The organism is Erwinia mallotivora (genome assembly GCF_000590885.1).
GTDB lineage: Bacteria > Pseudomonadota > Gammaproteobacteria > Enterobacterales > Enterobacteriaceae > Erwinia > Erwinia mallotivora.
This window is the reverse complement of the sequence record NZ_JFHN01000053.1, coordinates 197,282-212,398: the sequence shown is the minus strand read 5'-3', so window position 1 is coordinate 212,398 and position 15,117 is coordinate 197,282. Positions and strand designations below refer to the sequence as shown.

The following is a 15,117-nucleotide window of genomic DNA, read 5'->3' as shown; positions in this document are numbered from 1 at the left end:
GGACTTTTCCTCATATATGACTTTTCAGCCAGACTAACAATTGTTCTGGGAGTGATAAAGAAATTATCACAACAAAAGTAGATGGAAAATAAGCTGACTATATGAACTGTGTTCAGTGGAATTAAATTCTGATTGTATTAAACTCTGGATGCGTATGTTAAAATTATTAGTATTTTATTCAGTCTATCTGCATTAATTTGGCTCGAATATTACATATGCAATATCAAAATAGTTGGCGGTGAGAAAACGGAAATCGTCATGGCGAAAAATTTGGGTGATTTCGATGCAGTTTCTGAGGAAAAATATTATTATGGCTACTCATTCAACAGATGGCCAGGTATGTTCTCCTGGATAAATAGTGTCATTTTCTCCAGGAGCTATTTTTTAATATCTACCTTTTAGTGATAAGATACAGTCATTTTAACAATAAAAGCGTCTCATGCCATTCTTCTTTGATATCTTAATGTATTTGTTTGAGCAGAGCTTTGATAAGTTCCAGATCAAAGCGATATTGATTATAAGTATTGCCTGCTATTTCACGTTTGATTATGGTTCTATGATCAGGCATATATGATGATTCAATATCTCTTGTGATGATAGCATGTGTATCTGCATTGCTGAGAATGAGGGTTGGCATGAGCGCATCTTTATGTTGGATGTACGTTTTTTTAGCGTGCATTAATGATATATCAATAAATTTTTCATTGTCAGGAAATATATAACTTTCATCCATGCCATATACGCTGCGAATAAAAAATTCTTTATCTGATGGTATGTCTTTCATGATGTCACAATCATACTCGATAATAGCTTCTTTGAGATTGGGGAGCATGTTTTTGTTATCTGATAAAGTGATGTATTTTGAATCTAAGGTATTAGATATTTGATGTGAAAGTTCATGGTTAATGGTTTCTGAAAAAAAATTTGAATTTGCTAAAGACTCCCCGGACTCTATAGCATTTAAATTAAAAAAAATCCTCTCATCAACATCTCCGGTTACAACAAATGCCAGATCTTTATTATCAACATGAGTGTTTTTTTTACTAATATAACCAAAAATAATTTTTCCTTCATTTTTCAAGGCGAAATCAATCCGGTTAGACATGCTTTTTATCTCTAAATAAAGCTTGTTAATTATATTGTTGATATCCTGTTCCGTTATAGATGGAAAAGCAACCTTTAAATATGAGCGAAAGTATTGTTGTCCGGATGAAGTGCTAAATCTTGTTAGCGTAATATCTAATGATTCTTTCTTTTTTAAAATTCCATTCCATAGATTATCGCCCAGGGAAGATAGTGAAACTGGTCCCTCTCCATAATCAACAGTTAGTGATGATTTTTTAAGAGAAGGAATATTCATAATGTGATGAGTTTCAGTGACGGGTAATTCGCTTTTTATGTTTTCTGCAATTGAATTCATAGCCTCTTTGAAAGCATCGTCACTTGATAATTTCAAAATTTTAGCTTCTTTAAGAACATCAATTTTGGCGGGTGTAAAATTCTTAGATAAATTTTATATGTATTTTTCGTCACACGTTGTATAAGAAATATTATTGACCCTTTCGATATTGGGCATAGTTATATCGGTATGAACAGGCCATTTTCCAGAAAAACTCATATCATCCGAAACCCAACTATCCTTCAGGTAGATTACATCAATTTTATTATTTCCAACTAATAATGTACCTTTCTTGAAATTACTTTCAATTGGTGAAAAATGATAAAAATTTTCATTAAAACGGAGATATTGTTTTCCATCTATGCCATGAAGAATGCCGTATTCATCGGGGAGTGATGTGAAATATCCCGGGCTAAATGATGATGGATTATTCCCCAGTTTACTTCGAATTTCGATTTCTGAAAAAGGAGCTAGCCTGGCGTTATCTGTTATTTTGTCCTGGGTAATAGCAGTAGTAAGCATCTGCTTTGCAGCGGATTGGTTTTCAATTAGTTTCAGCCTTTGAGTAGATATTTTTACAAAGCTCATTTTGTCATCTATTTCATTTAAGTATTGCAGTGAATAATTTTTATTTATATTTACTTTGTCTAAATATTGCTTTGTTTTAGAAAGATTAAATGATGTCTTTTTTAATATTATATTTCTGGTTGACTGGAACTTTTCATTATAAAAAGCTAACCATTCTGACTCAGTTAATAAAATAGATTTTTGAAGAGAGTCGGGTTTTATTTTACTAAAGTTATTATCAATAAAAAAAGTAACCTCATCAATTTCGACAGTGACAACCTGGCTGATATCAACAGCTTTTTCGTTATCAAGGGTAATAAAGGTTGTTATTTTTGGATCGTAGTCCTTTTCTTTAAGAGCTAAAAATACATCCGCAATTGGCTTTTCCTCTGATGATGATAGTATATTAATGTTTTTTTCTTTCAATGCAGATTCAAACTTCAGTTTTGCATTTTTTTGTTTTGTTTTATAATATCTGTATTTAGAATTTTTTTGATTAATAATACTCTCATTGTGAATATTATTTTTTGCAGTAGTATTGTTATGGCTGGTATGTAAAGAGGTTGTTTTATCGAATTCTATATTGTCACCAATACTTTCTGTGTTGGCCTGGTGAGTGGAAAATTTAGTGCCTGCTTTGTTTTTTATGTGATTTTTTAATGGTTTATATATTCGGCTAACAGGAATGGGTTCGAGAATTTGTATTGTCTCACTTAATATGGCTTTTCCTGTTGACTTAGCTACATTAATCCCTAATTTTGGCAGTTCGTGTATAAGCATTTTAATCATTTCTTTGCGAGGAAATCCTGCCAATCTATTATTTATAATGAATTTTGCTATCGATGAAGCTGCCTTGGCCGATATACTACTCATTTTAATTCCCAAACTGATTAACGACATTGTTACTTCTGCGCTATCAAGTACAAGACTTTGCAGATCATAAGTATGATGAGAATCTGTTGCGCCATAATATATCTCTCTGTAAAAAGGTAAAATAAAAGACATTATACTGAATGTTACGCTACTACTTTCCTCGGCTAATTTTCTTGACTCCATCATTTTATCATTTTCAATTTTTAAAACGGTTGACAAACCGTTGCGAATATTATCCGCATGAATTTCTTTGATATGAGTAAGGTGTGACATGTTGTGTGTGATTTCTATTCCATTATGAGTGCAATATCTGGAGAAAAAGTTAGGATCATCTTTTCCCATTCCTAAATTTTTTGTGAGATTGTCTAATTCAGCGCTGGATAGTTTGATGTTATGAAACTCTCCGTTCATCGAACTGATCATCACAATACCACCATCAAATAATTCAATATATGTCAGATATCCAGGGCGATGATATACATAATTGGTCCCAGATGATTCTTCACTTTCTGAAATATATATTGGCTCATAAACATTTATTGATTTCGGCGGGTAAATCAGCTCTTTTTCCGATAAGTTCAGAGATAACAAGAAAAAAGGTGTCTGATTCTCGGTATCAAATTTGCTCGATCCTTTATCAATATAATCATTGTACTGCGTTGTATATTCTACCCTGTTCTCACACTCGAAATCTTTTCTCATATCTTCCTGATGGATATATGTTGAGGGTCTTTCATTTTGAAAAGAAAACAAGTCCTTAACATATTTATTTTTTAAATGATAATAATTCAAAAAAACATTATATGGATCGGAATCATAGATTTCTCTGAATTGTCCGTTGGATAGCCACAATATGAGCATAGAGAGATATTCAAATTCAGCAGCCTCGGCATCTTCTTTAGCTATTTTTTTATCATAAATATCAATTAATGATTCATCGTTCATGTTTTTTATATCAATATTATCATGTTGAGCAATGATTTTTGCAGTGTTTATTTTAGCCTGAAATATATCCCAGTAGCTCTTTTGGGGTTCAAATTTGTTTCTAATTGCATCCTGCCTATATGATTGGACAACTGCATTTCTTAAAATATTTATAAGCTGTCTGTTTTTCAAGTGTTCAATTGAAATATGCAATATTTCAATTTCATCTTTGTTTTTTACAGGATCAGATGAAAGAGTGCGTATCTGATATTCCTTAATTTCTAATAATTTATTTATTTTGAATTCTAAATAAGATGGTTCAATATTAATTTCTTCTTCAATTTTATGAATGGCGGCTACATACTTTAAATCTTCACTATTTTCACCAGTACTGTGTCTTTTTAATTCCTCAAGTTGTTTATTGACGTTTTCCAATTCATCTTGTACTGATTTAATCCTTTTTTCTCTTGATTCTATAACGTCAGTAAAATTTTCTGGTAATTTTGGTTCAGGAAAAGGCATGTAGGTATTTTCATAGGTATCGTCTAAAAGTATGGGTGGGAAAGAGGATCTTCTCCGAGAATCAGGGTAAACATAATTAGCTATTTTTTTTTCGTAAAATGCATCTTTTTCACTCAAAAGACGTTCCAAACGTTGTTCAAGGTATTTTTTTTCTTTTTCAAGAAAGATAGTCTTACTTTCAAAATTGTTACTATATACATCCTCTGCTGCAAAGAAATATTTTTCAATATCTATATCGTTTGATTCATTATAATGTTTTTCTAAAAATTGATCGAAAATAGCATTATTTTCATCAAAGTTGACGTGTAATGACAGGTTTTCATTCTTCAGAGACCTGGTAAAACGACTTTTTTTAATTTTCCGGAGAAGGGGAAGGTTGTCCAAAGATATATGGTTTTTATCAATGAAAGATGCTGATTTGTTATTTTCATTATATTTCATCCATGTATTTAATTCAGATTCAAAATTATGCTGCAATTCGAATAATTTTTCTGCTGTCAGACTGTTGCCGGATGTTACTGATAAAACAGTAGCTTGTTGCCATGCAGCAAAAAAGGTTATCCAGAAAGCATCACCCGGTAATCTTGAGAGCCAGCGATCCATAAAGTGATTTCTGAATACTTTGTCCTCATTAAGGTTGTAGCCGAGAAGTGCTGAGGCGAAAATTGTCTTCGGTAATTGAGGTAATAGCATAGAGAGCAAACGAAAAGAGTTTTGAAAATATTCTCGCGATCTGTATTCAGAAATGAGTGATGAAGGAACAGCATGCCCAGGCCTGACTTTTTCCATTTGCCTTCGCGTCATTTCTATTCTTAAAGGTGTTAGCATCAACTTCAGTAAACGCAGGGGAGCGATTAAAGAGTGCTTAACCGGGGAAAACAATTTTCCCAGAGAATGATTTAACAAGAGTTCAGTTTCTATTCCGAAGGTTATCCTTTTTTCTGCCCAGGACTGCAAATATTGTTGCCGGGTTTTTGTTTTTGCCAGATGCTCTTCAGCGCTGGCAGGCCAGGGGATAATTCCATTTTCTTCGTCTTGCATAGCTAACTCTGCTCTGCGACGAAATAATACTCCTTTGGGGTCATCCTTTGTGGTAAAGGTGTGGCTGAAGTAACATAAAATATCTTCTACCATATTTTCAATATCTCCTTCAGGAATACCAATGGAGCGATATTTTTTTTTCAGTTTTGTCAGCCATTCTCCAGCATCTTTGGCTACCATTCCTTCTGGCGGATTATTATCAATCCGAACTCCTGTTGCAGCTTCCAAAACACCTTTTATTCCTGCCTTGATATTAGCTAACTGGCCGCTGAGATCGGTGAGAGTTGCCTGAATTTTATTTCCTTCGGGTTCCCACAGAGCTTGCCATGATGCATCATGCAATCTCTTTGCGGCTACAATAATATTTTCTGTCTGCTTGTGGAGTACAGAGCTCAGTGTGGCTTTGTATGTTCGCCGTTCATCACCAGTCTGATAAACAGCAATGTCATTTTTTCTAATAACCGACCCGGCAGCAAGCCAGAACTGGTTGATATTATCCAGATTAACACTTTGACATTTTTCAGCTAAACCTTCCAGAATGTTTTTCCCCTCTGCGTTATTTTTTCTCCAGATTATTAATGCTGCATCTAACTGACGCACCAGAACGATCATCTTTTCTGTTTCATTCAAGAGCGGCATAACAGACTGATGAATCTGGCTAAAATGTGCTATTTTCTCTTTACTCTTGCGAGTTTTATTTGGAGTAACATAATATGGGCGGTACGCTTTTTTTGGCAGGAGTGAGATATCGTGAAAGTTCTGCTGAAAATTTCTTTTTATTTTAAGCGGATATTCATACTTGCTGTGACGACGAATTCCAATAGTAGAGTCAAAACCACTCCATATAATATCCGGAGCCTGAACGGTAATTGTTAATACCCTCTCAATATTAAGTTTAATGCTGTTTAACCACGAAGCATAGCTGCCCGGATGAACGGGACTCTGCAATAACTCAACAACTTTTATTATACAATTTGCAGCATCATCCAGTGAGCCAGATGTCTCTTTAAAAATAGCTGAAAGTTTATTTTCTTTATCCTTCTGTTCGACAGTCAGTGAAGATGGTGTAATTGAAAATGGGCTGTCATAGTTTCGATAAATAATATTGTCAGCTACAATTTTTACAGTCTGTACAGCATCGAATAACTTGGCTTGCGGTAAATTTTTCGCGTGTGGATTGAGTTCATCTAACAACGCCTCTTTGGCTGTTTTATATTCTGGTATTGTCTGAAATCCGGAACTAATTGCTAACTTTACTGCTGATTTGAGCTGTTTTGTTGCGGTGCATAATTGATTTGCATCTGCATGAAGTGATTCAGCCCTGCTTTTTAATACTAAATATCTTTTTTTATCAGATGGTTGTATAGTAGAAAATGACCTCAGAGGAGAGTGTAAAAACGGGGTTAAATTTTCTCTGTTGATTTTTTTATGGTAAAAATCGGTTAAAGTATTGCCTGCATAACGAAATAAATTCAATGCACTTTCGGTTATCCTGTCCGTGAAAGCTGACAGATGCACTCCATCGGAATAAAATACCTGGCCAGGCTCATTATATGGTTTATTGAAGGGGGGCAGTATTTGAGATACCCCTTCAATATTGGAATCTAATGTTGTAAGAATCTTATCGATCTTATCTGTTATCTGTTTAACTGTAAGGACAAATGGTGATGGAAGAATTCTGTTACCTGCCGCTGTTAAAATGGTATTGATACTCTCCTCTGGCTCGATTATGTCACTGTAGACACCACGGGCTAATTTGTTTATTTTCTTTATGTCATCTCTCAGATTTTTCTGTATGGAATCATGTATTATTTTAAATGCAGAAGAAAAATAGTGATCAAGCCGTTCCTGAATTAATATTGTTTGTGGTCTGGTATTGATGATGGTTTCAATATCGTTTTTAAATTTTTTTTGTTGTTCTTCACTTCTTTTTTCTGAAGAAACTGATAATTTTTGCATAACACGTTTAATCAGTTCACCTGACAGTATTTTTTTTCTTTCAATTAGATTTTTGCTAATCGTTTTGCTGTCAGTATTGTACAATATTTCAGATAGTATAGTGGATATGGTTATGATTTCTCTTATGTTTTCTTCTTTTTTATTAATTTCTTCTAATGTTGATTTTTTGAGTTTTTTTCTGCCCTCTACTGTCAGAATTGATCCGGCCAGCGCTTTCAATACTGGTAATAACTCCTTTAATTCTTTTACATAATGAATATCTTTCATGGCTTCGGATGATAGTCTGCTGCTCAGTTCATCTAACATTTTCTGAGGGTTTTCGAAAGACTGTTTGTAATACATAAATTCATTATAAAGCGCCTTTTTTTCAGCGAGTGTTGGTAACGAACTTGATTCCGATACGCAGTTGTTTGCTTCAATATCTGAAATTAATGCAGTCTGATCTGAAAATTCTGATAGCGCCGAATCAATATCACTTGTCGCGTTCGCAGTTTTTATTTCCTGATGAGGCACTGTTACAGTGCCGTCTTTTAAAGAAGTTATGTCAAGTGGCATATTGACAATTTGAGAGAGACTTTGTATCAGGGAATGCGGAGATGATAATTTCTCTGTAGATATTCCAGTTGACGTACTGCTTGCGTTGGCAATAGTACAATTACTGCTAGTGTACATTAATTTTATCCTTTTCATAGTTAGAACGATTGAGCGAAAAAATTATCATTTTTTTTTAAATATGCAAAGAAGTACCGAAAAAGTTGGCGATTTTTATAAATATGGGATGTTTTCTGGATTAATTAAATTACTATATTCTTTATTGTGATTAATAAAAATCCATGTATTTAAAAAACATAATAAATAAAATATCAGTCTGTGTGATTGATTGCGGCTGTAAATTTTTTGAAAAATAACATGCTGTAAATCATATTCATCTGGCAAACATTTTGTCTTCCGGTAAAACAGTTACCAGCTGAATGGTGTTTAATCATTTTAATATGGTCGGATTGTATACAGTTTCCCGCCCGCATCAGTAGAAATTTAAGAACAGGCTTAAGTGGTTCTGAAATCTGTCAGTCACTGAGATAATTTCTGACAATATAATCAATCCCCCTGATATCTCTCGCCTCTCAAGCATTATTACCTTGTCAATACTTCTGGTTGATAAAATATTCTTACCATTGAGTTCACTGTCATTTTCTTACACCGCTCAACGTGTTCTCACTAGGTTTGTGTAAACTTAAGTTTACGATAATTTTTCGTTTTTTTCATTTAACTTATTGTAATTTATGTGTTTATTTTTTTAAAATGAGGTAATCATTTTTTTTGGTAATAAAAATGTACACATCGACATTGTGTTTTGTACTCATTCTGATACATTGCTCACCACGCTAAAGGGCATAACGACGGCAACAGGATGACCACCATGCAAAAAGACGCACTGAATAACGTACATATCGCTGATGAACAGATACTGATTACTCCGGAGGAACTGAAAAAACAGTTCCCATTAAGTGCCGCACAGGCCGGGCAAATTGCCGCTTCACGGCAGGTAATTTCCAACATCATTAGTAGAAAAGATCATCGTTTGTTGGTGGTTTGCGGTCCCTGTTCTATTCACGATACCGAAGCCGCACTGGATTATGCCCGTCACCTTAAAGCGCTCTCAGACCAGTTGCAGGATCAGTTGTATATCGTCATGCGTGTCTATTTTGAAAAACCGCGTACCACTGTGGGCTGGAAAGGATTGATCAACGATCCCTACATGGATAACTCATTCGATATGGAGGCGGGTCTGCATATCGCCCGTCGTCTGCTGTTAGATCTGGTTGATATGGGACTGCCGCTGGCAACCGAGGCGCTCGATCCTAACAGCCCACAATATCTTGGCGATCTGTTCAGCTGGTCGGCGATTGGTGCCCGCACAACAGAATCTCAGACCCACCGTGAAATGGCCTCAGGTCTGTCCATGCCGGTGGGCTTTAAAAACGGTACAGACGGTAGCCTGGGCACTGCAATTAATGCCATGCGCGCAGCGGCGATGCCGCATCGGTTTGTAGGTATTAATCAGAGTGGGCAGGTTTGTCTGTTGCAGACACAGGGTAATCCGGATGGTCATGTGATCCTGCGTGGAGGAAAGCAGCCAAATTACGGGCCGGAAGACGTTGCTCTGTGTGAAAAAGAGATGAGTCAGGCGGGACTCCGTCCTTCCTTGATGATAGATTGCAGCCACGGCAATTCTAACAAAGACTTCCGTCGCCAGTCTGGTGTCGCTGAATCTGCCGTTGCGCAGATTAAAGATGGCAACCGTTCAGTTATTAGCCTGATGCTGGAAAGCCATCTTAATGAAGGCAATCAGTCTTCCGAGCAACCGCGCAGCGAAATGCGTTACGGCGTTTCCGTTACTGATGCTTGCATCAACTGGGAAACGACTGAGAATCTGCTGCGTGAAATCTATCAGGATCTGAATGGAGTGCTGGCGGCGCGCTTGTCGCAAGAGGGTTAATTATGGTGGCTGAACTTACCGCGCTACGCGATCAAATTGATGAGGTTGATAAAGCGCTGCTTGATCTGCTGGCCAGACGATTACAGCTGGTTGCCGAAGTGGGTGAGGTGAAAAGCCGCTACGGTTTACCGATTTACGTACCTGAACGTGAAGCCTCAATGCTTGCTTCCCGGCGCAGGGAGGCTGAGTTGCTGGGGGTGCCGCCGGATTTGATCGAGTACGTGTTGCGCCGGGTCATGCGCGAATCCTATTCCAGCGAAAATGATAAAGGCTTTAAGACTCTCTGTCCTGAGCTGCGTCCGGTGGTTATCGTCGGGGGCAAAGGTCAGATGGGGCGTCTGTTCGAAAAGATGCTTACCCTGTCCGGATATCAGGTGAAAATACTGGATAAAGAGGACTGGGCGCAAGGTGACAAACTGTTGGCGGATGCCGGTATGGTGATTATCAGCGTACCGATTCATCTGACAGAAGAGGTGATTGCTGCGCTGCCGCCGCTACCTGATGACTGTATTCTGGTCGATCTGGCGTCGGTAAAAAACGCGCCATTACAGGCAATGTTAGCTGCACACGGCGGGCCGGTGCTTGGACTGCATCCCATGTTCGGGCCGGACAGCGGCAGTCTGGCGAAGCAGGTGGTGGTGTGGTGCGACGGACGACAACCGGAAGCCTACCAGTGGTTCCTTGAGCAGATTCAGGTGTGGGGTGCCAGACTACATCGTATCAGTGCGGTCGAGCATGACCAGAATATGGCTTTTATCCAGGCGCTTCGTCACTTTGCCACTTTTGCCTATGGTCTGCATCTGGCTGAGGAAAACGTTCAGCTTGAGCAACTTCTGGCACTCTCTTCGCCGATCTATCGTCTTGAACTGGCAATGGTGGGAAGGTTGTTCGCGCAGGATCCACAGTTGTACGCCGACATTATTATGTCTTCAGAGAACAATCTGGCATTAATCAAACGTTATTATCAGCGATTTGGTGAGGCGATAGCCTTACTGGAGAAAGGGGATAAACAGGCGTTTATCGACAGTTTTCGCAAGGTCGAGCACTGGTTTGGAGACTATGCTCAACGCTTCATGTTGGAAAGTCGGACGCTGTTACGCCAGGCTAACGACAGCCGCCAGTAATAAGATCGCTGGCGTGCACTTCAGAGGCTATTCTTTTCGTTGCGCTCTGACCAAAAAAAAAGCTCCCGCAAGTGGGAGCTTTTTAGTGTCAGTTGCCATGCAGGAAGGATGCTGGCCGCCACGAATAGTTATTCGGCGCTTCCGGTGTTACCTGTTCCACTGGGTTTACGACGCTTACCGATATTTTTGGTATCACGATGGCGCTTTTTCACCCTGGGTTTTGCTGCTTCACTATCCTTTTCTTTCTTCTCTTTGCGTTTTGCCAGCGCTTTCTTCGATGGCTTTCCATTTTGCTTTTCACTGGGCGCGCGGGTGGTGGGACGCAGTTCGTCAATCACTCGTGCTTTCATCGGCTCATTGATGTAGCGACTGATTTTACCCAGCAGCATATGGTCATGAGCTTCCACCAACGAAATTGCCGTGCCTTTCTTACCTGCACGTCCGGTGCGGCCAATGCGGTGCAGATAAGTATCGGCCGTGCGCGGCAGATCAAAATTGAACACGTGGCTGACATCGTCAATATCGATGCCACGTGCGGCAACGTCGGTTGCAACCAGCACGTTTACGCGGCCATCGACCACCCGCTTAATGGCCTCATTGCGCTTGTACTGTTCCAGTTCGCCTTCCAGATAGCTGGTGTTGATGCCGGCTTCACGCAGCCACCCGCACAGCTCATGTACCCGTTCGCGCTTGCGAACAAAAATCACTGAACGGGTGACTTCAGGCTGCTTCAGCAGGTGGAGCAGCAGGGCGGTTTTATGCGTGACATCATCAGCACGGTAATACCATTGCTGGATTTTTTTGCGTTCACGACGTGCCGGATCCGACTCAACTTCCACCGGATCATTCAGCAGGCGTTCAGAGAAATCTTTGATTGCATCGCCTTCCAGCGTGGCAGAGAACAGCAGCGTCTGTTTACGCCAGCGGGTTTCTGCCGCAATGGTTTCAATATCTTGCGCAAAACCCATGTCCAGCATGCGATCTGCTTCATCAAGGATCAGCGTTTCAACCGCCCGGCAGTCAAAATTCTCTTCTTTAATGTACTGCAACAGACGGCCGGTAGTGGCGACCACCACGTCCTGATTTTCGCTGAAGACTTCAGCATGATTCATGTACGCCACGCCACCGGTAATGGTGGCGATATCCAGATGCGTATGCCTGGCCAGTTCACGAGCATGATCGGCGACCTGCATCGCCAGTTCACGGGTTGGCGTCAGGATCAGAATGCGTGGAGGACCTGATTTTTTACGTGGGAAATCAAGTAAGTGTTGTAGAACCGGCAGCAGATAGGCGGCCGTTTTGCCAGTACCGGTTGGTGCCGAACCGAGAACGTCACGACCCTCCAGCGCTGGCGGGATAGCTGTGGCCTGGATAGCAGTAGGGCGGGTGAAGCCCTTCTCCTGCAATGCAGCCAGCAGGCTTTCATCAAGTTCGAGTTCGGAAAAAGTGGTTACAGTCATGGTCTACCTCAGCTTGGGGCGCTGATTATAGACAGAATGGACAGGATCTTCATCTGTTTGTGTGTTCTGAATAACTTTTCCCCGGCGACCAGTTGTTCTATGCTGGCGCGGTTTACTCTACAGGCCAGATAAATGTCTCAACAGAAAGTTGCGCTTCGCACCAATGGTTTTACCTTCAAACAATTTTTTGTTGCCCATGACCGATGTGCCATGAAAGTCGGCACTGACGGTGTGCTACTGGGGGCGTGGGCACCGGTTGCGGGAGCTGAGCGGGTGTTGGATATCGGTACTGGCAGCGGTCTTATCGCGTTGATGCTGGCACAGAGAACCTGCGAGGAAACGATCATCGATGCTGTTGAACTGGACGAACAGGCTGCCGGACAGGCGCGGGAAAATGCTGCCGCGTCTCCCTGGGCACAGCGGATTAACGTCTGCCAGGCCGATATTTTGTCCTGGACTCAAACATGCAGCCACCGATACTCACTGATTGTCAGTAACCCACCTTATTTTGCTGCGGGCGTCGACTGTGCCACCCCTCAACGTGCTGCGGCGCGCTACACCACTGGTTTGACCCATCACGCGCTGCTGGAATGTGCTGAAGCACTGATTGCCGAAGAGGGCTATTTCGCGGTCATTCTGCCGGAAGCTGCCGGCAACGAGCTGGTCGCGCTGGCACAACAACGGGGCTGGTACCTGCATTTGCGCACAGATATTGCTGACAATGATCGGCGACCACCTAATCGCGTTTTACTGGCGTTATCGCCCAAACCCGGCGAACCCTTTACCGACCGCATGACGATTCGCGGGCCGGACCAACGTTATTCAGAGGCACATTGCAGCCTGACCCGCGATTTTTACCTGTTTCGTTGATCAGGGCACCAGTATCGTGGGTGTTGCTTCAGGTAAGTGGTGAGGGTAGTCCAGCGTGAAATGTAATCCGCGACTCTCTTTTCTGGCCATCGCGCAGCGGACCATCAATTCAGCCACCTGAACCAGATTGCGCAGTTCCAGCAAATTATTTGATATGCGAAAGTGCGCGTAATATTCGTCGATTTCCTGTTGCAGCATGGTAATGCGACGCAAAGCGCGTTCCAGGCGTCGGGTGGTGCGGACGATGCCGACATAATCCCACATAAAAAGGCGTAGTTCGTGCCAGTTATGTTGGATGACCACTCGCTCATCAGAATCATCCACCCGGCTTTCATCCCATGTGGGCAGCGGATGTAGCGCAGTCACTGTCTTCAGGTAGTGCTGGAGATCTTCTGCCGCTGACCAGCCATACACCAGACACTCCAGCAGTGAGTTAGAGGCCAGACGGTTTGCGCCATGCAGGCCGGTATAGCTGACCTCTCCGATGGCATAAAGACCGCTGACATCCGTCCGCCCATGCTGGTCCACCATTACCCCGCCGCAGGTGTAGTGGGCTGCCGGTACGATGGGAACCGGTTCTTTAGTCAGGTCAATTCCCAGCGTGAGTAGTTTTTCGGTGATCGTCGGGAAATGTGCACGGATGAAATCCGCTGGTTTATGGCTGATATCCAGATACATGCAATCGGCACCCAGCCGTTTCATCTCATGATCGATGGCTCGTGCGACGATATCGCGGGGAGCCAGCTCCGCGCGTGAATCAAAATCCGGCATAAAACGTGAACCGTCAGGACGTCTGAGGTACGCGCCTTCTCCACGCAGGGCTTCAGTCAGCAAAAAATTGCGCGCATCAGGATGAAACAGGCAGGTGGGATGAAACTGATTGAATTCAAGATTTGCCACCCGGCATCCGGCGCGCCACGCCATAGCAATACCATCTCCTGACGCAACATCGGGATTAGTGGTGTATTGATAAACTTTGGCTGCGCCACCGGTGGCCAGTACCACTGCACGCGCGTTGCAGGTCTCTACCTTTTCGCGTTCACGATTCCAGATATAAGCGCCAACAACCCGCCGTTCGCCGGACAGACCCATTTTATCGGAGACAATCAAATCAACGGCATTGCTACGTTCAATCAGACGGATATTGGGGTGACGGAGCGCCTGACTTACCAGCGTATTTTCAACGGCACGCCCGGTTGCATCGGCACTGTGCAAAATACGACGATGGCTGTGTCCACCTTCACGGGTCAGGTGCCATGCGCTTTGATTACACTCCGGGCTTTCTCTGTCAAATGACATCCCGTAATCAATCAACCACTGCACGCAGTGCCGGGCATTACTGGCAATAAAAGAAACAGTCTGGCGATCGCAAAGACCATCTCCGGCAGTGAGCGTGTCTGCAATGTGCGACCCGATACTGTCATTTTCATCAAACACCGCCGCAATGCCGCCCTGAGCATAAAATGTTGAGCCCTCACTGACCGGCCCTTTGCTCAGTACCGTAACCTGATGTTTTTAAGCCAGCCGCAGCGCAAGAGAAAGACCGGCTGCCCCGCTACCGATAATCAATATGTCACAACTGTGATTGCAGAGAGGTTTCATGGTGTTTAATTTACTAAACAAAATTTTGCAGAGCATAGCATTCAGCATTGTTCATTTAAAAGCCTTTTTACGTTTTTTCCCTCCGGGCAGGCACTGATGCCAGGGAAAATGGCCAGATGTCTGAGCATTTTCTCATTTTTGAGTAAAAGAAGGTTTAATATTGCGAACAGGTGTGAATCTGTGTGATTTAAAGATGAAAAAACAGTCTTCATGGGTTAATCTGCGGCGTTGACAGGATGCTGCATGCCAGCGTAAGACGAACCAGCAGACAACCAG

The 15,117-nt window shown here is 41.7% G+C and carries 6 protein-coding genes and 1 pseudogene; 3 read left to right on the top strand and 4 right to left on the bottom strand.

From position 1 onward, the window contains the following. Positions 1-460 precede the first annotated feature (460 nt). Positions 461-1,456, bottom strand: coding sequence for a hypothetical protein (locus BG55_RS22600; protein WP_152542774.1), 996 nt, complete (start codon positions 1,454-1,456; stop codon positions 461-463). Positions 1,457-1,513: 57 nt separating this feature from the next. Further along, positions 1,514-7,957 (bottom strand): cysteine--tRNA ligase, encoded by a 6,444-nt coding sequence (locus tag BG55_RS13445; RefSeq protein WP_034938417.1) that lies wholly within the window; start codon positions 7,955-7,957, stop codon positions 1,514-1,516. 748 nt (positions 7,958-8,705) lie between these two features. Here BG55_RS13445 and BG55_RS13440 point away from each other — a divergent pair. Continuing rightward, on the top strand, positions 8,706-9,785 hold the full coding sequence (locus BG55_RS13440; protein ID WP_034938416.1) for a 3-deoxy-7-phosphoheptulonate synthase: 1,080 nt from the start codon (positions 8,706-8,708) through the stop codon (positions 9,783-9,785). Positions 9,786-9,787: 2 nt separating this feature from the next. Beyond that, a complete protein-coding gene (tyrA, locus tag BG55_RS13435; protein ID WP_034938414.1) occupies positions 9,788-10,909 on the top strand; it encodes a bifunctional chorismate mutase/prephenate dehydrogenase in 1,122 nt (373 codons plus the stop codon). A gap of 128 nt (positions 10,910-11,037) precedes the next feature. Here tyrA and srmB read toward each other — a convergent pair whose 3' ends face one another. Then, a complete protein-coding gene (gene srmB, locus BG55_RS13430; protein WP_034938413.1) occupies positions 11,038-12,369 on the bottom strand; it encodes an ATP-dependent RNA helicase SrmB in 1,332 nt (443 codons plus the stop codon). A gap of 132 nt (positions 12,370-12,501) precedes the next feature. Between srmB and trmN the strand changes: the two genes are divergently transcribed. Further along, the gene (trmN, locus tag BG55_RS13425) at positions 12,502-13,239 is read left to right on the top strand and encodes a tRNA(1)(Val) (adenine(37)-N(6))-methyltransferase TrmN (protein ID WP_034938412.1); all 738 of its coding nucleotides are present in this window, start codon (positions 12,502-12,504) and stop codon (positions 13,237-13,239) included. Here trmN and nadB read toward each other — a convergent pair. Then, positions 13,240-14,841, bottom strand: a pseudogene (gene nadB, locus BG55_RS13420) (L-aspartate oxidase). Positions 14,842-15,117: the final 276 nt, after the last annotated feature.